This is a genomic window from Desulfocurvus sp. DL1XJH-121 (assembly GCF_054819825.1).
In genome coordinates this window covers 1-22642 of sequence record NZ_JBTVWW010000018.1, presented here as the reverse complement: position 1 = coordinate 22642, position 22642 = coordinate 1, and the positions used below count along the sequence as shown (strand labels likewise).

The following is a 22642-nucleotide window of genomic DNA, read 5'->3' as shown; positions in this document are numbered from 1 at the left end:
ATCGAGAGTTGTCACATACCGTTCCGCGCGGGCCGGGGCAAGTGCAAACCGCCAAGGCGCATTTTTAGCGCCTTGAATGCCGTCCGGGGCTGGGCTATGCGATAATGACGGGCACAAAGGAGGAAACCATGCCGAGATACGCGGGAGTCAATCATCTGGCCATGGCCACGGGCGACATGGAGGCAACGGTGCGCTTCTGGCGCGATTTGCTGGGCATGCGCCTGGTGGCGGGCCTGGGCAGGCCGGGCTACCGGCACTATTTTTTCGAGATATCGGACAGCGACATGATCGCGTTCTTCGAGTGGCCGGGGGTGGAGCCCCTGGCCATGAAGGATCACGGGTTCCCGGTGCGCGGGCCCTTCGCCTTCGACCATGTGGCCATCGGCGTGGCCGACGAGGAGGACCTGTGGGAGGTCAAGGCGCTGCTCACCGCCGCCGGGTTCGAGCCCAGCGAGGTGGTGGACCACGGGTTCATCCATTCGGTGTACGCCTTCGACCCCAACAATGTGGCCATCGAGTTTTCCTGGGCCGTGCCCGGCGCGGATCCGCGCGCGCATCCGGCCATGGCGGACAGGGAGCCCTGCGCCGCGGCCCTGGAGGGGCCGGAGCCCCGGGCCGGGCATTGGCCGGGCGTCGATCCTGGGGCGCAGGACGAGCGCGAGGTCTATCCCGGCGAGGGCCGGGAGGTGCTGGACCCGGCGCGCGACGCCTGGGAAGGACGGGAGGGGGAGTAGAGGGGAACGGGGTGTCCCGGGGGGCTGTCAGTCCCGGGCGTCCTGCTGCTTCACGTCCACGCCGTGGCAGGCCATGCGGCGGCCCGATTCCGCGTAGTGTTCGCGCAGCTCCTTTTCCACCAGCACGGGATCGCGGGTGAGCAAGGCGTCCAGGAGGATCCTGTGGCGCTCGCAGAAGCGCTGGGGCGAGTAGAGCTTCAGCCAGTCCCTGTAGAACAGGAACTTGGAGATGCCCTGGCAGGAGCGCTTGCACAGCTCCACCAGGAGGTCGTTGTCCACGCGCGAGAACAGCACCCCGTGGAATTCGTTGTCCAGGGGCGCCATCTCCTTCATGCCCTCGCCCTTGTCCGCGACGTCGTACATCCGCCGCAGGATTTCCTCCATGCGCAGGAAATCCTCTTCGGTGTAGCTGTCCAGCACGTGGGCCACGGCTGCGGCCTCCAGCACCGCCCCGGTGAAGTAGCTGTTTTCGATCTCCTTGGCGGTGAGGGCGGCGATGTACTTGCCGCGCTGTGGGCTGGACTGGATCAGGCCTTCCTTGACCAGTGTCTGCAAGGCCTCGCGGACCGGGGCCCGGCTGATGGTCAGCTCCGTGGCGATGGCCACCTCGGTGACCTTGTCGCCGGGGTTGAGCTTGCCGTCGAGGATGCGCTGGCGGATGTATTCCTGGACCTGGTCGCTGTAGGTCTGTTTTTTGAATTCGGCCATAGGTAGAGGGAGTTTGGGGTGGCTTGTCGATTGTAGGCAGTTCCGTCCGTCTCTCGATCTATGGTCTATTTTCCCTGAAAGGGCAATGCCCCCCTTCCATCGGAAGGGGGGCATTGCAAGGAGCCCAAGAGGAGGGGCGGATCAGCTTTCTACCTGTATCTCTTCCATTTTCGCCAAGGGAGTGGCGGCCATCTCGCGGTCCAGGGTTCCTTCCAGGGCCGCAACGACCACTCCGGAGGAGTTGTCGCCGAAGATGTTGGTGGTGGTCCGGAACATGTCCAGGATGCGGTCGATGCCCGCGACGATGGCGATGCCCTCCAGGGGCAGGCCCACGGACTCCAGCACCATGGTCAGCATGATCAGGCCGCCGCCGGGGATGCTCGCCGTGCCCACCGAGGCCAGCACGGCCGTGAGCACGATGACTCCCTGCTGGGTCAGGGTCAGGTCGATGTTGAAGGCGTTGGCTACGAAGATGGCGGCCACGGCCTGGTACAGGGCGGTGCCGTCCATGTTGATGGTCAGGGCCATGGGCAGGGTGAAGCCCGAGACCTTGTCCGGTACGCCCAGCTGCTTCTGCGCGCGCATGGTGAAGGGGAACGCGGCCGCGGCGCTGCACGTGGACAGGCCGATCATGGCGGGCTCCATGACCTTCTTCAGGAAGTCCAGGGGGCTGATGCGCGCCACCAGGGACACGATGCTGGTGTAGGAGATGAGCACGTGCAGCAGGCTGGCGGCCAGGGCGGCCATGATCAGCTTGCCCATGGGCAACAGGATGTCCAGGCCGAACTTGCCCGTGGTCCAGGCGATGAGGGCGAACACGCCGTAGGGGGCCATCTTGATGACGATGTCCGAGACCTTGAACATGACCTCGGCCAGGGACTCGAAGAACCGGGCCACGGGCTTGCCCTTCTCGCCGGCCAGGGAGACGCCCGCGCCGAAGAGCAGGGCGAAGACGATGATCTGCAGCACGCGGCCCTTGGCCAGGGATTCCATGGGGTTGATGGGGAACATGTTGATGAGCATGTCCGCCGGGGAGACGGTGTCCGGGCGCTTGATGGCGCTCACCTCGCCCAGGGTCAGGCCGGAGCCGGGCTGGACCAGGTTGGCCACGACCAGGCCGATGACCACGGCCAGGGTGGTGGTGAGCATGAAATAGATCAGCGTGCGGATGCCCATGCGGCCGATCTTGCGCACGTCGCCGGTGCTGGTGACGCCCGTGATGAGGGTGGAAAGGATCAGGGGCACGACGATGAGACGCAGGCAGCGGATGAAGATGTCGCCGATGGGTTTCAGGTAGGCGGCTTTCTCGCCCAAGGCGAGGCCGGCGATGATACCCAGGACCAAACCGATCATGATCTTGTGATAGAGCTTCATGGTGGGTGCCTCCTTGGTGGTGGAGGGCACGGCCCCGGAGGGCCGTGCCGTGAAGGGGTACGGGCTATTTTCGGAAGGTGTCGAGATATGCGTACAGGGCGGGGGAGCCGCCGGTGTGCAGGAAGAGGATGTCGCCGCAGTCGTCGAAGGTCCCCTTGCGCACCAGGTCGATGAGCCCGGCCATGGCCTTGCCCGAGTACACGGGGTCGAGGAGGATGCCTTCGGTGGAGGCCAGGAGCTTCACGGCCTCGGTCATGGAGTCCGTGGGCAGGGAGTAGCCCGGACCCACGTAGTCGCCGTAGCAGCGCACGGCCTCGCGGGGCACGCCGCCGGTCACGCCCACGCGCTCGGCCGTGGCCTGGACCAGCTTGTAGACCAGCTCTTCCTGGACCTCGCGGGTGCGGCTGACGTTGATGCCGCTCACGGGGATGTTGGCGTTGGTGCCCGCCATGCCGGTGACGATGCCCGCGTGGGTGCCGGCCGATCCGCTGGGCACGATCATGTGCTTGATGTTCAGGCCCATGGCGAACAGCTGCTGCATGGTTTCCTCGGCGCAGGCCACGTAGCCCGTGGCGCCGATGGGGTTGGAGGCCCCGCCGGGGATGATGTAGGGCTTCTTGCCGTCGTCGGCCACCTTGTCGGCAACCTGCCGCATGGCCGCGGGCATGTCGCTGCCCCCGGGCACCACGGTGATGCTCTTCACGCCCATGAGCTGGAACAGGAAGTTGTTGCCCGAGGCCTCGGGGTTGTAGCTGCCGGCCACGCGCTCCTCGAGCACCAGGTGGCAGTCCATGCCCTCGTAGACGGCCCAGGACAGGGTCAGGCGGCAGTGGTTGGACTGCACGGCGCCGCAGGTGATCACGGTGTCGCAGCCCTGCTCCAGGGCGTCGGCAAAGCAGAAGTCCAGTTTGCGGGTCTTGTTGCCCCCGGCGCAGCCCGGGAGCAGGTCGTCGCGTTTGATCCAGACGTTGACCCGATTGCCCAGGGCCTTGCTGAAATTCTTCAGGGGCTCGATGGGGGTGGGGCTCTTCAGGTAACCGCGGCGTGGGAATTGGGCCAGATTCATGGAAATCTCCTCCTAATGCGAAGTGTCGGAAGCTGCCGCTTGCCCCTGGCCGTCGTGGGCAGTGCGCACGTGCAAAGCCCCGGCAGCCGCCGATTCCTACCATTTTGTCGTGTATAATGTCGGCTGTCGACATTCGGCATTGAGTCTTGTCTATGCCCTTTCTCCAAGGAGTGTCAAGAGTTCGGGGAATTTTCGCGGCAAAGGAAAAGGCCCGCCCCCAATGGGGACGGGCCTTTGGCACTGCAAACAGGCCCGGAGTTCGGGTCCGGGCCGAGGGGGCTTAGGCCGCGGCCTTCTTCACGCTCACGGCGATCTTCCAGAGCACGGTCACGATGAACGCGCCCAGGGCGTAGATGCCCATGGAGATCAAGAGCTCGGTGCCCGAAGGCATGTATTCGGTCACGCCCTCGAACATGTTGGGGATGAAGCCCGCCACCACCAGGCCCATGCCCTTGTCGATCCACGTGCCGGCCACGAGGATGATCAGAGCGAAGATCAGCACGGGCTTGCAGTTGCGGGTCGTGGAGGGGATGAGCAGGATCAGCGAGAGGATGGCCATCACCGACGCCGCGAGGAAGAAGGGCACGTAGGCGGTGTGCCCGTCCAGGCCCGAGAACAGGTACACGATGGAGTGCATGTGCCCGGGGATGTTGGAGTAGAACGCGGTGAACAGCTCGAGGCCGAAGAAGAAGACGTTGAAGATCATGGCGTAGGTGATGATCCGCGCCAGCATCTTCACGGCGTCCTTTTCCAGCTTGAAGTCCGCAACCTTCTCCATCACGAACAGCAGAAGCAGCATGATGGCGGGACCGGCGCAGAACGCGCTGGCCAGGAAGCGGGCGGCCATGATCGCGGTCAGCCAGAAGTGGCGGGCCGGGATGCCGGCGTACAGGAACGCCGTGACCGTGTGGATGGAGAAGGCGAAGGGCACGGATACGATGGCCAGCACCTTGACCCACTGGGCGTAGGGCACGCCCTTCTTCTGCGCCTCCAGGGAGGCCCAGCCCACGATGATGTTCAGGAACATGTAGCCGTTCAGGACGCAGGCGTCCCAGAACAGGATGGAGTTCGGCGTGGGGTGCAGGAAGAGGTTCATCAGGCGCTGGGGCTGGCCCAGGTCCACCACGACGAACAGCATGCACATGATGATGGCGCCGATGGCCATGAATTCGCCGAACACCACGAGGTTCCCGAATTTCTTGTAGTCATGCAGGTAATAGGGAAGCACCAGCATGACGCCCGACGCGGCCACGCCCACCAGATAGGTGAGCTGGGCGATGTAGAAGCCCCAGGACACGTCGCGGCTCATGTTGGTCAGTTTCAGGCCTTCCTGGAACTGCTGCAGGTAGCTGTAGCCGCCTATGAGCATCAGGACTCCCAGGAACCCGAGCCAAAGCCAGTATCTCTTGTCACCCTTGAGTGCATTTTCCAGCATATCGCACCACCTTAGATGATGTAGAAGACGCTGGGTTCGGTTCCCAGGTCAGGTTTGCGGCGGATGGTGTAGTTCTCGGCCAGAACCTTGCGGATCTCGGACTCGGGATCCTCCAGGTCGCCGAACACCAGCTTGCCCTGGGCGGCCTCCACGCAGGCCGGGAGCTTGCCCTGCTCCAGGCGCTCCACGCAGAAGTCGCATTTCTCGACCACGCCCTTGGTGCGGGTGGGGTATTCGGGATTCTGCTCGGCGATGAAGGGCCTGGGATCCTGGAAGTTGAAGCTCCGGGACCCGTAGGGGCAGCCCGCCATGCAGAAGCGACAGCCGATGCAGCGGTGCATGTCCATCATCACGATGCCGTCCTCGCGCTTGAACGTCGCCTGGGTGGGGCAGACGCGCACGCAGGGCGGGTTCTTGCAGTGGTTGCACATCAGGATGAACTGGCGATGGTGCACGTCCTCGGCCAGGTATTCGTTGTGGCTGTACGGGAAGGTGTGATGGAAGCTGTCCGTCCAGATCCACTTGATTTCCTGGGTGCCGGGGATGGTGGGCACGTTGTGGGCCTTGTGGCAGGCCGTGACCAGGGGCTTGAAGTCCTCGGGGCCGTGGAAGGCCCGGGTGTCGATGACCATTCCCCAGCGCTTGGCCGTGAGATGGCCGTGCTCGGGGGCCACGTGGTCGTAGTGCGGCAGATAGCTCGCCGCGGCGGGACCCGCGGCCGCCAGCCCAAGGGCCGTGACTCCGGCCACCTTGAGGAAGTGTCTTCTATTGGTTTTCATCTACTTCTCCTCCTTGGGCTCGATGTGGCAGTCCCAGCAGTAGGGGGCGACAGCGGCGGCCGTGTGGCACTTGTCGCAGAACTCCTTTTTGCTGGTATGGCACTTCATGCAGGTCTTCTGCAGGCTCATCTCGTAGTGATGGCCGTCGAGCTTGCTGGTGTAGACCCGGTCGGCGTCGCGCACGACCCAGTCCCGCCAATGGTCGAGGAGCTGCATGTGTTCGGCACGCATCCATTCCGTGGACTCCACGCATTTCGTGGCCACGTCCTTGGGGGGAAGCTGCAGCTCGGGCGTCTTATACGCGGCCTGACCGACGTTGTACCAGAAGGGGAACGTCATCAGGGCGAGGAAGACGATGATTCCGGCAATGATTTTACCACCGTCGAACATAGGTCATCCTCCCTTTATTCGGCGCCCGGCAGGGGTTCCTGCCTGAGGTTCACTTCTCTGGGGATCTCCCCTTCCATCACCAGGGCGTTGGCCACCAGCTCGTGGCAGCCGTACACCTCCACGCCCGGGGCCCAGTAGTTGGCCAGGGGCGGCAGGGTCGCGCGGTCGATGGCGCAGACCGTGGCCAGGGTGTTCACGTCATGCTTCTCCTGCACGTACCTGAGGGCGTTGCCTCGGGGCAGGCCGCCGCGCATGCGCATTTCCATGTACTCGTCGGTGTTCAGGCCGGAGCCGCCCGCGCAGCAGAAGGTCTTCTCGCGGATGGTGTCCTCGGGCATCTCGAAGAAGTTGTTGCACACGTTCTGGATGACGTAGCGCGGCTCGTCGAGAAGGCCCATGGCCCGCGCCGGGTTGCACGAGTCGTGGAAGGTGACCCGCAGATGGTCGTTGCGGCTGGGGTCGAGTTTGAGCTTGTTGTGCTTGATGAGGTCTGAGGTGAACTCCGTGATGTGGATCATGGAGGTCCCGGCCGCGTGGTCGAAGCGGGTGCCCGTGATGGGGCTCACCGGGGTCTCCAGGAAGTCCGCCGGGCCGTTCATGGTGTCCATGTACTGGTTGATGACGCGCCACATGTGGCCGCACTCGCCGCCGATGATGTACTTCACGCCCAGGCGCTTGGCCTCGGCGTACATCTTGGCGTTCAATTTTTTCATCATGGAGTCCGAGGTGAACAGGCCGAAGTTGCCGCCCTCGGAGGCGTATGTGGACCAGGTGTAGTCCAGCCCGATCTCGTGGAAGAGCATCAGGTAGCCCATGTAGGTGTACGTGCCCGGGTCGGCGAAGATGTCGCCCGACGGGGTGATGAACAGGACCTCGTGGCCCTTCTCGTTCACCGGACAGTTGACCTTCACGCCCGTGATCTCCTCGATGTCGTCCACGAAGAACTCCATCATGTCGTAGTAGGCGTGGGGCTGGATGCCCATGTGGTTGCCCGTGCGGTTGGAGTTGGACGCGGGCTCCAGGATCCAGTTGATGTTCAGGCCCAGCAGGTGCAGCAGCTCACGCGCCATCATGGTGATCTCGGCGGTGTCGATGCCGTAGGGGCAGAACAGGGAGCAGCGGCGGCACTCGGTGCACTGGTAGAAGTAGAGGAACCATTCCTTGATGACGTCCTCTTCCAGCTTGCGCGCGCCGGCCAGCTTGCCCAGGATCTTGCCCGCGATGGTGAACTCGCCGCGGTAGATGGAGCGCAAGAGCTCGGCGCGCAGCACCGGCATGTTCTTGGGGTCGCCGCCGCCGATGTAGAAGTGGCACTTATCCGCGCAGGCGCCGCAGCGCACGCAGACATCCATGAAGACCTTGAAGGAGCGGTACTTGTTCAGGCGCTCGCGGAAGCCTTCCTTGACGATCTCGCGCCAGTTCTCGGGCAGCTTCCAGTCCTCGTCCGTGGGGTTCCACTCGCGCGCGTAGGGGAACTGGCCGGGCAGGGCGTTGTTCAGATAGTTGACGATTTCCGGTTTGCCCGGATAGCACCAGTTGCCGTCACGGAACTCCGGCGGCACATCCATCCAGTTCTTTTGCGGAACCTTGTAGTCGTACTGCAAAAGTTCTTCGGGTTTGACATTCCAAGCCATGGTCTACTCCTTATGGCTACTGGGCTTCGGTTTGGGCGGCTTCTTCCATGGTCTTCTCCACGGGCAGGCCGGCCTCGATCATCTTCTCGCGGAACTCGTCCTCGTAGGCCGCATAGGAATGGACCTTCACAGCCGGGTTGTTCCAGGGATTGACGTGGTGCCTGGTGCGGCTGTCGTTGGGCAGGTTCCTGGTGGGGGAGAGGAACACGCCGCCCATGTGCATCAGCTTGCTGAACGGGAAGTAGGCGATGAGCACGCTCACCAGGAAGATGTGCACGTAGAAGATGATCCCGATGCCCTCGACGTGCGCCGGGGGATGGAAGCTGAACAGCCCCATGGTCAGCTCCTTGACCTGCATGATGTCGGTCTTGGCCCAGTAGCGCATCAGGATGCCGGACAGGGCGATGGCCAGGATCAGGAACAGGGGGAAGAAGTCGTTGGCCAGGGAGATGTAGCGCACCTGCGGGATGAGCACCCTGCGCAGGAACAGGAGAGTCACGCCCAGGACCAGCAGGGCGTCCGTGAGGTACAGGGTGGGCACGCCGATCTGCAGGATGCCGTCCAGGAACTCGATGCCCGTGAGGAAGCCCGGCACCGGATCCACGAACAGCCGCCAGTGGCGGATGAAAACCAGCAAAAAGGAGTAGTGGAAAATCAGGGCGAAGCCCCACAGCCACTTGGAGGAGGCGTAGCGGATCTTGACGTCCACACCGTCCTCGGAGCTTCCGAAGCGCTGCACCGCGAGGTTGCGGAACAGGGAGCGGAAACAGAGGACCTCCAAGGCCATGCGCAGGATGTTCTGGCCGGTGGTGGCCGGGTTGTCCAGGACATCGTGCTTGATCCAGTCGTGGGACTTCTGCTGTCCCGCCGTGGTGGGGATCCTGAACGGAACGGGCGATTTGGCCCAGTTCAGGATCTTGGCGACGAAGCCCACGAAGAAGATGGCCGCCGCCGCGTAGGGAATGACCACCCCGAACAAGTAGGTCATTCCGGCCGCCCCCGCGCCCAGGGCGATGAGCACCAGGACGAAGACAGCGAAAAGTGAGTACAGTGCGTTCATAAGCCCCTACCTCGATTGATGTTGCAGTGCCAGTTACCCGTCACTCTTCTCCGAAGACGATTCATCTGCCGACTCGTCGAACTTCGGGTATTCGACAATGATGCCCTTCTGCCTGAGGAGCCCGGTGAAGTGGATCTTGAAATCATTGAGCCTGATTTCGTACAGCTGGTTGCGGCACTTCGTGTAGATGTCGAAGGCCACCAGCATCATGGAATCCACCCGGGACTCGAACTGCAGCAACTCGCCCACCGGCACCCCACCGGAGGCGATTTCCTCGGCGCATTGCTCGCGTACCACGTGCTTCACGAACAGCAGTATGGCCACGGCCTCGGACGGCGAATACTGCTGCACGGCCCGGATGCGCACCACCTCGTCCAGGAGCGGGGCCAACCCCTCGTCGGCCTCGTCCTTGAGCAGTTGGTCGAACAACCCGGCGATGGCGCCTTCGATGTTCGTGCCCACCGGGTTGCCCCAGCGGTGCTTTTTGCGCAGAAAGATCGAACTCAGGCCGGGATAGGTCTTGACGATCAGGTCGAACCAGCGTTCCAGGATCGCGTCTTTGCGCTCAGCCAGGAGGTCGTGCAGTCGCATGTCAGAAGCCGGACCTTTTTTGTGGTATTCCAGCGCCTTGAAGGCAACAAAAATCGCCGCAGGAGGAAGTCGTCCTGCGCGTCGCAATAGTCGAGAATCTGTTTCCAGCAAAGGAGAACGGGCGCCCTCACCCTAACGGGCCACCCGATCGGCGGATCCCCACGTCATCCGCTTGCCCTCGCGTATAATGAAATATGGGGCCTTTCGTCAAACTATTCGTGCACATTTTCACAACCTTCCGGTAAAGGGCGCAGGCGTCGGACGCCTCCTTTACCGGGGTTGCCCCCCTCCTCGGGGATGTGGCCTTTGCATCGGGCTTCGGGTACACCAAAATCCAGCCCGGAGGCAAGGACCATGATTCCACCGCGTGTGGCGCTCATATATCCGTATTGGCTTGAGGAACGAACCCACACGGAAGACGTGGAGTGCGTGCCCATGGGCGTGTACGCGGTGGCCGCGGCCTGCATCGAGGCCGGTTGCGAGGTGCGCGTTTTCGACTGGCACGCCATGCGCGGCCGCGAGGACGAGATGCGCGCGGCCCTGGCGGAATTCTCCCCCCACGTGGCCGGGTTCACGGTGCTCCAGGCCAACCGCTTCGGCGCCCTGGACATCGCGCGCCTGGCACGCGAGGCCGCGCCGGACGCCGGGATCGTCTTCGGCGGGGTCTCGGCCACGGCCCTCTGGGAGTTCTTTTTGCGCCGCTGTCCCGAGGTGGACGCCGTGGTCCTGGGCGAGGGCGACGCGACCATGCCCGAGCTGGCCTGCGCCCTGGCCCGGGGCGAAGACATGGCGGGCGTGGCGGGCATCGCCCTGCGCGGGCCCGACGGGCCCCTGCGCACCGCGCCCCGGCCGCCGGTGGCGGATCTGGATTCCCTGCCCATCCCCGCGCGATGGTTCTCCTACCGCCACACCGCCCTGACCCGGGGCTGCCCCGGGCGCTGCACCTTTTGCGGCTCCCCGGATTTCTGGGGCCCCAGGGTGCGCTTCCGCTCGCCCGGGCATTTCGTGGACGAGATGCAGATGCTCGCCGAGCGCGGCGTGGACTTCCTGTACGTGTCCGACGACACCTTCACCCTGGACCGCAAACGGGTCCTGGCCGTGTGCCGTGAGATCACGGACCGGGGCCTCGCGGTGGAATGGCAGGCCATCTCCCGGGTCAACGCCGTGGACGAGGAGGTGCTCATGGCCATGCGCAGGGCCGGGTGCATCCAGATCAGCTTCGGCGTGGAGAGCGGGGACCCGGCCATCCGCGACGCCCTGCAAAAGAACATCCGCGACGAGGACGTGGTGCGGGCCTTCGCCCTGGCCCACTCCTGCGGCATGCTGGCCCGGGCCTATTTCATCTACGGCTGCCCCGGGGAGAACGACGGGACCATCGGCCGCACCCTGGCCCTCATGGAGCGCATCCGGCCCCTGGTGGCCCATTTCTTCATCCTCTCCATCTTCCCGGGCACGGCCCTGTACGAGGATTTCAAGTCCCGCACCGGGGCCACGGACGACATCTGGCTGAACCCGGTGGAGGACATCAAGCACTTCGAGACGGACGAGGCCCTGGACCTGGACGCGGTGGAGGCCATGGGGCGGCGCCTGCGCGGGGAATACCACGCCCGGCTGCCCGAATACGCCCGTTCCCTGGAACTGTCCCCCGATCCGGAGCTGGCCATGGGCCACGCGGACTTCCTGGCCCGCCTGGGCATGACCTTCCACCAGGGCGACTACGCGGACAATCCCCTGGTGCCCGATCCCCCGGCCGTGGCCGAGGAGCTGTACCGCAGGGCGCTGTCCCACCACCCCGACGCCACGGCCTGCCTGGGCCTGGGGCTCCTGCTCCAGCGCCGCCGCGAGTATCCCGAGTCCGTGCGCGTTCTGGCCCTGGGGCTCACGGCCAACCCCGAACACCCCAAGCTGGCCAAGGCTCTGGCCGTGTCCCTCATGAACCTGGGCGAGTTCCGGACGGCCCTGGGCTACCTGGAGCCCCTGGCCGGCGATCCCCAGGCTCTGCGCTACGCCGCCCTGTGCCACCGCAACCTGGGCCGGCCCGGGGACGAGGCCAGGTATCTGGACCTGGCGCGCCGCGTGGAGGGCTGAGGGCGTCCCCCCCCGGACGCGGCGGCCGGGGGGCGGTTTTCAGTGGAAAAGGTTGACAATCATGGCGTCGCGAAGGAAGACGGAGCGGGTATGGTCGTCGGGCGGAGGCCCGGACGGGCCGGGCGCTCCGGCGTCCGACAGGCAACCGAGACGCAAGGCCCGGCAGGCTGCCGCCGCCGGGAAAAGAGGTTCGATACGTGAGTAATCTGGCAGTGGTTTTCGGCGGGGCGGGTTTCCTGGGCAGCCATGTGTGCGACGCCCTGACCCGCGCCGGATACCGGGTGCGCGTCTGCGACCTGGTGGAATCCCCCTACCTGCGGGAGGGCCAGGAGATGGTCCTCTGCGACATCCTGGACCCCGGATGTCTGGGCGACGCCGTGGCCGGAGCCTCGGCGGTCTACAATTTCGCGGGCCTGGCGGACATCGACGAGGCCAAGAACAAGCCCGTGGAGACCATCCGGCTCAACGTCCTGGGCAACACCTACATCCTGGACGCCTGCCGCGAGGCCGGGGTGGGGCGCTACGTCTTCGCCAGCACGGTCTACGTGTACAGCGAGAAGGGCTCCTTCTACCGCGCCAGCAAGCAGGCCTCCGAGCGCATCATCGAGGCCTACGGCGAGCGCTACGACATCGACTACACCATCCTGCGCTACGGCTCCCTGTACGGCAGGCGCGCGGACATGCGCAACGGCATCTACCGCATCCTGCACTCGGCCATCTCCGAGGGCCGGGTGACCTATTCGGGCACCGGCGAGGAGCAGCGCGAATACATCCACGTGGGCGACGCGGCCCGGCTCTCCGTGCGCATCCTGTCCCAGGAATACGCCAACCAGCACGTCATCCTCACGGGCCCCTACCCCTACAAGGTCCGGGATTTGATGGAGATGGTGCGCGAGATTCTGGGCAACAAGCCGGACATCGAGTTCCTGAACCAGCCCCTGGGCGGCCACTACAACATCACGCCCTACGCCTTCCTGCCGCGCATCGGCGCCAAGCTGGTGGGCGAATCCTACACGGACATGGGCCAGGGGCTCCTGGACTGCCTGGCCGAGATGCACGACGCCCTGGCCGCCACGGACGAGGACGCCTGAGGAACCGGCCAACTTTTTCCATTCCGCAACCAGCACCGACAAATTCCGGGCCCCACGGGTCCGGCCGGAGTACGCAATGACGATGCCTTTCATCAATCTCAAGGCCCAGTTCAAGGAACTGGAATCCGACATCCGCGCCCGCATGGACGCCGTGCTTGAGCACGGGCAGTACATCATGGGCCCGGAGGTGCATGAGCTGGAAGAGAAGCTGGCCGAGTTCTCGGGCGTGCGCAACGCCGTGGCCTGCTCCAGCGGCACCGACGCCCTGCTCCTGGCGCTGATGGCCTACGGCGTGGGCCCGGGCGACGCGGTGTTCACCACGCCGTTTACCTTCATCGCCACGGCCGAGGTGGTCTCGCTCCTGGGCGCGACCCCGGTGTTCGTGGACGTGGACCCCGAGACCTTCAACATGGATCCCGAGGCCCTGGAGCGTGCGGTGCGAGCCCTGAAGAGGGGCGAGCCCGAGCGCTATCCCCTGCCCAAGAATTTCAAGGGCCTGGAGCCCAAGGCCGTCATCCCCGTGGACATCTTCGGCGCGCCCGCGGACTACGACGCCATCATGGACGTGGCCAACCGCCACGGCCTGTTCGTGCTCCAGGACGGGGCCCAGAGCTACGGGGCCCTGTACAAGGGCAAGCGCACCGGGAGCCTGGGCCATGTCTCGGCCACCAGCTTCTTCCCGGCCAAGCCCCTGGGCTGCTACGGGGACGGCGGAGCCGTGTTCACCGACGACGACGAGGTCGCCGGACTGATGCGCTCCCTCCTGGCCCACGGCCAGGGCGGGCACAAGTACGACAACGACCGCATCGGCATCAACGGCCGCCTGGACTGCCTGCAGGCAGCCGTGCTCCTGGTCAAGCTGCAGGTCTTCCCCCACGAGCTGGACGTGCGCCAGCAGGTGGCCGAGCGCTACACCGAACTGTTGTCCGAGATCCCGGGCGTGACCTTCCAGAAGGTGACCCCGGGCAACCGCAGCGCCTGGGCCCAGTATTCCATCCTGGTGCAAGGGCGCGACGCGGTGCAGGCCGCCCTCAAGGAGGACGGCATCCCCACGGCCGTGTACTATCCCAAGCCCCTGCACATGCAGAAGGCCTTCGCCTCCCTGGGCTACGCGCCCAAGGACATGCCCGTGTCCATGGACCTGGCCGGGCGCATCTTCAGCCTGCCCATGCATCCCTATCTCACCGAGCAGCAGATCACGGAGATCGCCGGGGCCGTGGCCGAGGCCCTGGCCTGATTCCCGGGCGATCGCCCGCCATGAAAAAAAGAACGCCGGTCCCCTCACGGGGGCCGGCGTTTTGTTTGCGCGCCTGTGGCGGGGCGGGATCTAGTCCATGCCCTGCTGGAAGTGGCGTTCGATGACCTGGGCGTCGGCCTCGGCGGCCTTGGCGTTCAGGGTCTTGGCCTCGCCGTGGCAGATGAAGCGCCCACCGGTCTGGTTCACGTAGCCCGCCGAGAGCACCGTTGAATAGGGCAGCTGCTCCCTGAGCTCCTCGTGGTCGATGCGGTCCGGAAACAGGACGGGAATAGACTGCCCGGAAAAATCTTCGAAAATGATGTATTTCATATCCGGCTCCTTATCGTGTCGTCTGGCGCGGCCTCGCCGCCATCCCCTGCATACTGCCTAAGCGAGATGATGTAAAACCCCAATCTTCCAGGCCCGATGTGTCCTCGCCACGGGTTCCCCTCCTGGTGGTGGAGAACCCGGGAATGTTTAATGCAACAGGCGATGCTTTTCCCGGAATAGGCATGTGCATGATGAAATGAATACGCTGTTGATCTTTTCTCAGTATTTGTGGTAATAGTTTTGGTGGGCATGTACCCATGAGTTGCCGGTGCTGCCGGAACGTTCGGCGAGCATCTTCTGCAACGATATTTATTCTCATCTTGATTCAAAGGAGCGGGCTGTAATGGAAGACTATCTCAAGGAAGCGCTGGATATCGTCAAGGCGCAGGCCAGTGTGCGGACAATGACCGAGGAAGAGATCACCTCCATGGTGCATAAGCTTTCCGAGGGCATCCGGCGCATCGCCGACGGCGGCAGCGCCGAAGATGCCCCGGTCTCCTCGGTTGATCCCAAAAAGGCCATCCGCGAGAAGACCATCATCAACCTTGAGGACGGCAAGGCCTACAAAATTCTTACCAAGAAGAACCTCGCCAAGTTCGGGCTGACGCCGGACGAGTACCGCGAGAAGTGGGGCTACAAGAAGGGCACCCCGCTGATCTGCAAGAGCCTGCAGCGCGAGCGCCGCAAGAAGATGAAGGACATGAAGCTCTGGACCAAGCGCAAGAAGAAAGCCGTCAAGAAGTAAGTCCCGAGGGGGGGAACAAAGCGGTTCGCCCTCCGGTTTCGGCCGGAGGGCGTTTCTATTTTCCGGCCCCGTGCTCCAGGAACCAGGCGTAGGTGTCGGCCAGGCCCCGCTCCAGGCTGATGGAGGCCTTCCACCCGGCCTCGCTCAGGCGCGATACGTCCAGGAGCTTTTGCGGCGTGCCGTCGGGCTTGGAGGAGTCGTAGACCACCCGGCCCGCGAAGCCCACGGTGCGCGCCACAAGGTCCGCCAGTTCGGCGATGGTCAAGTCCTCGCCCGTGCCCACGTTGACGATGTTTTCGCCCTCGTAGGTGTTCATCAGGAACACGGCGGCCTCGGCCAGGTCGTCCACGTGCAGGAATTCCCTGCGCGGGCGGCCCGTGCCCCAGACCGTCACCGTGTCCGCGCCCGAGGCCTTGGCCTCGTGGAACTTGCGCAGCAGGGCGGGCAGCACGTGGGAATTCTCGAGGTCGAAATTGTCCTCGGGGCCGTAGAGGTTGGTGGGCATCAGGCTGATGGCGTCGAAGCCGTACTGCCGTCGGTAGGCTTGGCACATCTTGATGCCCGCGATCTTGGCCAGGGCGTAGGCGTCGTTGGTGGGCTCCAGCTCCCCGGTGAGCAGGCTGTCCTCGCGGATGGGCTGGGGCGCGAACTTGGGGTAGATGCACGAGGAGCCCAGGAATTCCAGCTTCTTGACGCCGTTTTCATGGGCCGCGTCGATGACGTTGGTCTGGATGAGCAGGTTGTCGCGGATGAATTCCGCAGGCCGCGTGGCGTTGGCCTGGATGCCGCCCACCCGGGCGGCGGCCAGGAACACGTAGTCCGGCTTTTCGGCCGCGAAGAATTCCCGCACGGCGCGCTGGTCCGTGAGGTCGCATTCGGCGTGGGTGCGGGTCAGGATGTTCCCGTATCCGGCGCGCCTCAGCGCGCGCATGATGGCCGAGCCCACCAGGCCCCTGTGCCCGGCCACGTAAATCAGGGCGTCTTTTTCCACGGGAGGGTAGCTCCTTGGCTTCTATCCTTGTTTGCTGTCGGATTTTTCCATGCCGATGAAGAAGGAAAGCAGGCAGGGGGTCACGAATATCGTGAACACCGTGGACAGGGCAAGCCCTCCCATGATCACCGCGCCCAGGCCTCGGTAGAGCTCGCTGCCCGGTCCGGGCCACACGGCCAGGGGCAGCATGCCGAAGATGGACGTGGTGGCGCTCATGTAGATGGGCCGCAGGCGCGTGCGCACGGATTCCAGGATGGCCTCCTGTCGCTCCATGCCGCCCTCGCGTACGTTGTTCAGGGCCTGGTGCACGATGAGGATGGCGTTGTTCACCACCACGCCCATGAGGATCACGAAGCCCAGCATGGTCAGCACGTCCAGGGGCTGGCGCGCCAGGAGCAGGTTCTCCAGGCCGAGGCCCAGGAACCCGCCCGCCGCGGCCAGGGGCACGGTGAAGAGGATGACCAGTGGGTACAGGAAGTTGCCGAACAGCGAGGCCATCAGCAGATAGATGATGGCCAGGGCCAGCACGAAGTTCCACTGCAGGGCCTCGCGGGTCTGGGTCAGCTTGTCCGCCGCGCCCGACAGGCGCACGGCCTCGCCCTTCAGCACGCCCTTGGCGCGCAGGTCCGGGACCAGCTTGCCCTGGATCAGGTCCATGGCCTCTTCCAGGGCGATGTCTGCGGGCGGGGTGACCTGCAGGGTGAAGGTGCGGTTGCGCTCCAGGTGGCGGATCTGCTCGATGCCCGTGGTGCGGGTCAGCTTCGCCAGGGAGGAGATGGGCACCAGCCGGCCGTTCGGGGTGGACAGGGCGGCCCGGTAGAGGTCCTCGGGCGAGGCGATGTCCTCGCGCGAGGCCTTGAGCACCAGGTCGATGGACGGCTCGCCCTCTTCCTTGAAGTCCCCGATTTTGCGCCCGTCCATGAGCACGTCGGCGCACAGGCCCAGGTCCTCGGCCGTGAGCCCGGCGGATTTCAGGCGGTCGCGCAGGGGCGTGAGGCGCACCTCCGGGAAGGTCAGCTCGAAGGACGGCAAAGGCCGCACCTGGGCCCCGGGCATCATCTGGGGCAGGGCCAGGAACATGGTGCGCGAGGCCGCGGCCATGGCCGTCAGGTCCGGCCCGGAGATGTCCACGTCGATGGTCCGGTCTCCGCCGATCTGGTTCTGGAACAGCCCGGCCTGGAAGCTGAATCCCGAGATGCCGGGCATGGAATTGGACCAACCCATGAGCAGGGGCAGGAGCCTGCCCGCCTGCTGCTCCTGTGAGCTGATGACGCCGTAGATGGTGAAGCCCGGCGCGCCCACGTAGAACATGTTCTGGATGCCCGGCAGGCCGTCCACCTCCTCCTTGCCGATGAAGGGCCCGGCCAGGTCGAAGAGGTGCCTGCCCAGGCTCTCGAATTCGTTCACGGACAGGCCCGGCGGCGGGATGAGCACGGATACGAGCATGTTGCGGTTGCCCGCGGGCAGGTATTCCATCTTGGGCATGGCCAGCCAGGACGCGCCCACGGCCACGGTTGTCAGCAGCAGCACCGTGCCCAGGCGGGTGGCCGTGCTTTTCAGGCAGGCCCGCACCAGGCCCATGATCAGGGCCGCCGCGCCCGCGCCCAGCCGGCTCAGGGGGGCCAGCACGCGCAGCTCCGTGCGCCGCCCGGCCCGGCGCCTGTCCATGAAGGAGAAGAACTGCCCGCCCAGGCAGGGGATCACGGACACGGACACGAACAGGGACAGGCTCACGGCGCAGGTCACGGCGATGGCGATGTCCTTGAACAGCTGCCCGGCCTCCTCCTGGATGAAGACCACGGGCAGGAACACGGCCACGGTGGTCAGGGTGGAGGCCAGCACCGCGCCCCAGACCTCGCGCGCCCCGTCGTAGGCCGCCAGCCCCGGGGCCTTGCCCAACTGCTTGCGGTGGCGGTCGATGTTTTCCAGGACCACGATGGCGTTGTCCACCAGCATGCCCACGGCAAAGGAGATGCCCGCCAGGGAGACCACGTTCAGGTTGCGGCCGAAGGCCTTCATGAAGATGAAGGTCCCGATGACGCTGATGGGGATGGCCACGGCCACGATGACCGTGGAGGACAGGCTGCGCAAGAACAGCAGCAGGACCATCACGGCCAGGGCCCCGCCGATGAGGATGTTCTGGCGCACCAGCCCGATGGCCCCGTTGATGTAGGGGCGCTGGTCGTAGGTCCAGTCGATGTAAAGACCCTGGTCCTTGAGCATCCCCGCATTGAGGTCCTGGACCACGGCGTACACCTGGTCGGTCATGTCCAGGATGTTGGTGCCGGGCTCGGGCTTCACGCCGATGGCGATGCCCGGTTCTTTGTTGTGCAGCATGGCCGCCTCGGGCTTTTCGTTGCCGAAGCGGGCCTGGCCCAGGTCGCCCAGGGTCACGCGCTGTTGGCCGTTGGAGCGGATGACCACGGCCTCGATGTCCTCGGGCGAGCGGAATTCGCCCACCGATCGGATGCGGTACTGGCGGCGGCCCAGGTCCATGTTTCCGGCGGAGACGTTGACGTTCTCGGCCGAGAGCGCGTCCATAAGCCCGGGGATGGTCAGGCCGTGGGCGGCCATGCGCCCGGGGTCCACCACCACGTGCATCTCGTTTTCCGTGCCCCCGCCGATGAACAGGTCCGCCACCCCGGGCACGCGTTCGATGTGCTGGCGCACCCGCTCTTCAAGGAAGGTGCGGTAGGTGGCGATGTCGCGCGGGTTGCCGGGCAGGTTCTTGAGCACCAGCCAGATCACGGGAGAGGCCGCGGAGCCCGTGGCCGTGATGATGGGCTTGTCCGCGTTCCCCGGGTAGGAGGGGACCTCGTTCAGCTTGTTGGACACGCGCAGCAGCGCGTCGTCCGTGTCCGTGCCGATGGTGAATTTCAGCGTCAGTTCGCCGCGCCCGTTCTGGGAGGTGCTGTCCATCTCCTTGAGGGCCGGGATGCCCTTGAGGACCTTTTCCTGCTCCTCGATGATGTCGCGTTCGATCTCGTAGGGCGTGGCCCCGGTCCAGGTGGTGGTGACGGTGATCTCGGGTTCCGTGACGTCGGGGGTCAGCTGGTAGGGCAGGGCCGCCAGGCCGATGAGCCCGAAGAGCACCACCAGGATGATGCCCACCAGCACGGACACGGGTTTGGCGATGGACGCCCGGATGATGTCCATGACGGGCCTCCTGCTATTTGCTGTTCGCCGTGCGCACGGGCGCGCCCGGATACAGGCGTTCGTTGCCCTTGACCACCACCTGCATGCCCTCGGCCAGGCCCGGGCCGTTCACGGCGGCGCTGAGCCCCTGGTAGGCCACCACCGCGACGGGGATCATCCGCGCCTGTCCCTGGTCCACGGCGAAGACCACGGGCCGGTCCTGGAGCAGGATCACCGCGTCGCGCGGCACGGTCACGGCCTGGACCTTTTCGCCCACGGGCAGGTGGGCCGTGGCCCGCATGCCCTGGGCCAGGCCCGTTCCGCCGGGGATGCGGATCTTCACCGGGAAGGTGCGCGTGGCAACGTCTCCGAGGGGGATCACCGCGCGCACGGCTCCGGCTTGGCGCTTGCCGCCCGCCGTGACCTCCACCTTCTGGCCCCTGGCCACGAAGGGCAGCACGGATTCGGGCACGTTGACCACCACGTCCACGGCGTCGTCCCGGGCCAGGGAGGCCACGGCCGCGCCAGCGGCCAGCCATTGCCCGCGCTCCACCCGCCGCGCCAGGACCACGCCGTCAAAGGGCGCGGGCACGCGCGACTTGGCGATCTCCAGGGCCAGGCGTTCGGCCTCCGCGTCCAGGGCCAGGACCTTGTTCTCCAGTTCACGGGCCGCATAGAACGCGGAGTCGTATTCCTGGACCGAGATGGAGCCGCTGTCCACCAGGCGCTTGCGGCGCTTGAGTTCGATGTTGGCCAGCTCCAGGCCGGCGGCGGCCTGTTCCCTGTTGCCCCGGGCCGCGTCCAGGCGCTTGGCCGCAAGGGAGGTGTCCAGGGTCACCAGGCTTTGCGCCCGGGCCACCCTGTCGCCTTCGTCGAAATGTACGGAAAGGACCCGCCCCGAGACTTCCGAGGCCACTTCCGAGACCTCGGGGAAATACACCGTGCCCACGTAGTCCGAGCGCGGGGTCACGGTGTCCGAGGCGGCGGCGGCCACCTCCACCAGGGCGGGAGGAGGCCCCTGGGACCAGGCGGCCAGGGGCGCCAGCAACACAAGCACACAGAGGAAGCCGCGAACAAAAGCCATGGTGCCCCCGAGCGGTTGGATTATGTGTTTTCGCGCATGAAGCTGATGTGATTGTACAGCCTGTTCAGCATTTCCAGGAGCTGTCGCTGCTCCTTTTCGGTGAGGCATGCGTAGGCCCGGGTCTCCTGGGCCAGGACCACGGGATTGACCACGTCGCGCAGGGCCCGGCCCGCATCCGTGAGATAGATGCGGTAGGTGCGCCTGTCCTTGGAGTCGCGCTGGCGCCGTACGATGCCCTTGCCCTCCAGCACGTCCAGCATGCGGGTGATGTTGGCCGTGTCCTTGAAGGAGCACTCGGCCAGTTCCTTTTGCGAACGCCCCTCGCGTTCCCAAAGCCTGCAGAGCAGGGCGTACTGCTCGCTGGTGAGGTCGATGTCCGCCTCGCGGAAGTAGTGGCGCAGCTCGAATTTGATGGCTTTGCCGGTGCGGGCGATGGCGTAGGCCACGCACTGGTCAAGGGAGAACAGCTCTTGAGTCATGATTCTCCTGTACATGAAATGGTTGCCATGGAAAGTATCGGCGGGGTCCGGCGATGTCAACGCGGGCCTCGGGCCCCGTCCGGACCGGGCTCAGGCCTGGGACTGCGGACGGACCTGGGCCGCGAGCATGCCCGCGAGCATCAGGGCGCAGCCCGCCAGGGCCCGGGCGGTCAGGGTCTCGCTCAGCACCAGCCAGCCGCACAGGGCCGCGAACACGGCCTCCAGGCTGAGGATGATGGCCGCGTGGGTGGGCGGAGCGTCCTTCTGGGCCACCACCTGCAGGGTGTAGGCCACGCCCACGGGCATGATCCCGCCGTACACGATGGGCAGCCAGCCAGCCTTGAGGGCGGCCAGGGTCACGTCCTCGGTGAGGAAGGCCGCGACGAAATGGATCAGGGAGCAGACCGCGAACTGGCCGCAGGCCAGCTTCACGCAGTCCATGTGCGGGGACAGGCGCGCCAGCACGTGCACGTGCACGGCCCAGAACAGGGCGCTGGCCAGGACCCAGCCGTCCCCCGGGGCCAGGGAGAATTCATCGGTCACGGAGAGCAGGTACAGCCCGCACACGGCGGCCGCCGCGCCCAGCCCCTCGCCCAGCCCCGGGCGCTGGCCCAGGAACAGGCCCAGGAAGGGCACCAGCACCACATACATCCCGGTGATGAAACCGCCCTTGGCCGCGGTGGTGTGCACCAGGCCCACCTGCTGCAGGGCCACGCCCAGGAACAGCACGCACCCGGCCACGAGGGTCCCGCGCAGGACGAAGCGCGTGGACGGCGGCCCGCCGGGCTGGCAGGCCGGAGCCCGGTGCGAGGACCAGAGGATCAGGGGAACCAGGGACAGCGCGCCGATGGCGAAGCGCAGCGCGTTGAAGATCATGGGGCCCACGTACTGCATGCCCGAGCGCTGGGCCACGAAGCCCGAGCCCCAGATCATTGCCGTGAGCAGGAGAAGGATGTTGGCCTTGAGGACCCGTGAACGCATGCACGCGGTGTACGCGCAAACCCTCCGCAAGGCAAGGGTTCTGGGCTATTCCACGAGAACGGTGCCTCCGGAGAAGACCTCCACCTTGTAGACCCCGTTGCAGCGGGGGCAGACCTCGGCGCTGCGCTTTTTCACGGCGTACTCCGTGCGGTGCTCGGTCTTGCACCGGGGGCAGCGGATGACGATGTTGCCGCCCATGTTGCGGCGGTCGGGAAAGAGAAGAGTCATGATGCCGCCTCCTTGTATTTCTGTCGTTTGTTTGCGCGCACCATGCGCGCGATGTGCGGCGGAGTTGGGGCGGGGAGGTGACTTGTGTGTGACTGGGGAGGGGATTTTTTGGTGGAGCGGGGGTGGCAGGCGGGGGTGTATGTTTGTGGTTGGGCGTTGTCTTTTTGGTCGTGGCGCAAAACCAACGGTGCCCTCCCTCCCCACCCGCCGCTTTCCCTCGCGGGTAGGGCGTTGGTTTGTCGGGAGTGTTGGGGGAGGTGACGCGGCCGCGTCCCAGGCGGGTACGGAGGGCTTCGCTTCGGGGGTTGCCACCCAGGTCGCTGCGCCCCCCGCACCCGCCTGGGACGCGGGGAAGCCGCGGTGGTGCGGTCCTTAATGATTTTGCCACTCGTGTCGCGGCATAGATGATGCCGCCCCGTCGCACGAGCCCGGCTTCGCTTCGCTGATTTCCATCACAGCCGCTGCGCCGGGCAGCGCGCCGG

Annotated in this window: 21 protein-coding genes; 5 read left to right on the top strand and 16 right to left on the bottom strand. The window is 65.5% G+C overall.

Annotated features, from left to right (window positions below; genetic code table 11):
* The first annotated feature begins 128 nt into the window (after positions 1-128).
* Positions 129-734 carry a VOC family protein gene (locus tag ACYYG1_RS12535; protein WP_461210662.1) on the top strand — a complete coding sequence of 202 codons (606 nt, stop codon included), beginning with the start codon at positions 129-131 and terminating at the stop codon, positions 732-734.
* A 27-nt stretch (positions 735-761) separates the two neighbouring features.
* Here the strand turns inward: ACYYG1_RS12535 and ACYYG1_RS12530 are convergent, their stop codons facing one another.
* The 9 genes from ACYYG1_RS12530 to ACYYG1_RS12490 all read right to left on the bottom strand — a co-directional run bounded on the left by ACYYG1_RS12530 (position 762) and on the right by ACYYG1_RS12490 (position 9771).
* On the bottom strand, positions 762-1442 hold the full coding sequence (locus ACYYG1_RS12530) for a GntR family transcriptional regulator (RefSeq protein ID WP_461210661.1): 681 nt from the start codon (positions 1440-1442) through the stop codon (positions 762-764).
* Between the two features lie 141 nt (positions 1443-1583).
* The gene (locus ACYYG1_RS12525) at positions 1584-2816 is read right to left on the bottom strand and encodes a dicarboxylate/amino acid:cation symporter (RefSeq protein ID WP_461210660.1); all 1233 of its coding nucleotides are present in this window, start codon (positions 2814-2816) and stop codon (positions 1584-1586) included.
* Positions 2817-2880: 64 nt separating this feature from the next.
* The gene (cuyA, locus tag ACYYG1_RS12520) at positions 2881-3882 is read right to left on the bottom strand and encodes a D-cysteate sulfo-lyase (protein WP_461210659.1); all 1002 of its coding nucleotides are present in this window, start codon (positions 3880-3882) and stop codon (positions 2881-2883) included.
* A gap of 280 nt (positions 3883-4162) precedes the next feature.
* Positions 4163-5317: a sulfate reduction electron transfer complex DsrMKJOP subunit DsrP gene (dsrP, locus tag ACYYG1_RS12515; RefSeq protein WP_461210658.1), complete on the bottom strand. Its 1155-nt coding sequence runs from the start codon at positions 5315-5317 to the stop codon at positions 4163-4165.
* An 11-nt stretch (positions 5318-5328) separates the two neighbouring features.
* Positions 5329-6096, bottom strand: a complete 768-nt coding sequence (gene dsrO / locus ACYYG1_RS12510; RefSeq protein ID WP_461210657.1) for a sulfate reduction electron transfer complex DsrMKJOP subunit DsrO — start codon at positions 6094-6096, stop codon at positions 5329-5331.
* A complete protein-coding gene (gene dsrJ, locus ACYYG1_RS12505) occupies positions 6097-6486 on the bottom strand; it encodes a sulfate reduction electron transfer complex DsrMKJOP subunit DsrJ (RefSeq protein ID WP_461210656.1) in 390 nt (129 codons plus the stop codon).
* A gap of 14 nt (positions 6487-6500) precedes the next feature.
* Positions 6501-8120, bottom strand: coding sequence for a sulfate reduction electron transfer complex DsrMKJOP subunit DsrK (dsrK, locus tag ACYYG1_RS12500; RefSeq protein ID WP_461210655.1), 1620 nt, complete (start codon positions 8118-8120; stop codon positions 6501-6503).
* Positions 8121-8136: 16 nt separating this feature from the next.
* Positions 8137-9180 (bottom strand): sulfate reduction electron transfer complex DsrMKJOP subunit DsrM, encoded by a 1044-nt coding sequence (gene dsrM / locus ACYYG1_RS12495; protein WP_461210654.1) that lies wholly within the window; start codon positions 9178-9180, stop codon positions 8137-8139.
* Positions 9181-9213: 33 nt separating this feature from the next.
* Positions 9214-9771, bottom strand: a complete 558-nt coding sequence (locus ACYYG1_RS12490) for an RsbRD N-terminal domain-containing protein (RefSeq protein WP_461210653.1) — start codon at positions 9769-9771, stop codon at positions 9214-9216.
* 354 nt (positions 9772-10125) lie between these two features.
* Between ACYYG1_RS12490 and ACYYG1_RS12485 the strand changes: the two genes are divergently transcribed.
* The 3 genes from ACYYG1_RS12485 to ACYYG1_RS12475 all read left to right on the top strand — a co-directional run bounded on the left by ACYYG1_RS12485 (position 10126) and on the right by ACYYG1_RS12475 (position 14187).
* Positions 10126-11859 (top strand): B12-binding domain-containing radical SAM protein, encoded by a 1734-nt coding sequence (locus tag ACYYG1_RS12485; protein ID WP_461210652.1) that lies wholly within the window; start codon positions 10126-10128, stop codon positions 11857-11859.
* 197 nt (positions 11860-12056) lie between these two features.
* Positions 12057-12950, top strand: a complete 894-nt coding sequence (locus ACYYG1_RS12480; RefSeq protein ID WP_461210651.1) for an NAD-dependent epimerase/dehydratase family protein — start codon at positions 12057-12059, stop codon at positions 12948-12950.
* A 76-nt stretch (positions 12951-13026) separates the two neighbouring features.
* Positions 13027-14187: a DegT/DnrJ/EryC1/StrS family aminotransferase gene (locus ACYYG1_RS12475; protein ID WP_461210650.1), complete on the top strand. Its 1161-nt coding sequence runs from the start codon at positions 13027-13029 to the stop codon at positions 14185-14187.
* A gap of 90 nt (positions 14188-14277) precedes the next feature.
* Here ACYYG1_RS12475 and ACYYG1_RS12470 read toward each other — a convergent pair whose 3' ends face one another.
* Positions 14278-14517 (bottom strand): hypothetical protein, encoded by a 240-nt coding sequence (locus tag ACYYG1_RS12470; RefSeq protein ID WP_461210649.1) that lies wholly within the window; start codon positions 14515-14517, stop codon positions 14278-14280.
* Between the two features lie 343 nt (positions 14518-14860).
* Here ACYYG1_RS12470 and ACYYG1_RS12465 point away from each other — a divergent pair, with 343 nt between their 5' ends.
* Positions 14861-15262 (top strand): Ros/MucR family transcriptional regulator, encoded by a 402-nt coding sequence (locus ACYYG1_RS12465; protein WP_461210648.1) that lies wholly within the window; start codon positions 14861-14863, stop codon positions 15260-15262.
* 55 nt (positions 15263-15317) lie between these two features.
* On the opposite strand, the gene fcl is transcribed toward ACYYG1_RS12465, so the two are convergent.
* From fcl to ACYYG1_RS12435, 6 genes are all read right to left on the bottom strand, one after another.
* Positions 15318-16253 carry a GDP-L-fucose synthase gene (gene fcl / locus ACYYG1_RS12460; RefSeq protein ID WP_461210647.1) on the bottom strand — a complete coding sequence of 312 codons (936 nt, stop codon included), beginning with the start codon at positions 16251-16253 and terminating at the stop codon, positions 15318-15320.
* 21 nt (positions 16254-16274) lie between these two features.
* Positions 16275-19409, bottom strand: coding sequence for an efflux RND transporter permease subunit (locus ACYYG1_RS12455; RefSeq protein WP_461210646.1), 3135 nt, complete (start codon positions 19407-19409; stop codon positions 16275-16277).
* A 13-nt stretch (positions 19410-19422) separates the two neighbouring features.
* Complete coding sequence (locus ACYYG1_RS12450; RefSeq protein WP_461210645.1) at positions 19423-20472, bottom strand: efflux RND transporter periplasmic adaptor subunit; 1050 nt, start codon at positions 20470-20472, stop codon at positions 19423-19425.
* Positions 20473-20492: 20 nt separating this feature from the next.
* Positions 20493-20951: a MarR family winged helix-turn-helix transcriptional regulator gene (locus tag ACYYG1_RS12445; protein ID WP_461210644.1), complete on the bottom strand. Its 459-nt coding sequence runs from the start codon at positions 20949-20951 to the stop codon at positions 20493-20495.
* Positions 20952-21041: 90 nt separating this feature from the next.
* Complete coding sequence (locus tag ACYYG1_RS12440) at positions 21042-21932, bottom strand: DMT family transporter (protein ID WP_461210643.1); 891 nt, start codon at positions 21930-21932, stop codon at positions 21042-21044.
* A gap of 45 nt (positions 21933-21977) precedes the next feature.
* On the bottom strand, positions 21978-22160 hold the full coding sequence (locus tag ACYYG1_RS12435) for a hypothetical protein (protein WP_461210642.1): 183 nt from the start codon (positions 22158-22160) through the stop codon (positions 21978-21980).
* Positions 22161-22642 lie beyond the last annotated feature (482 nt).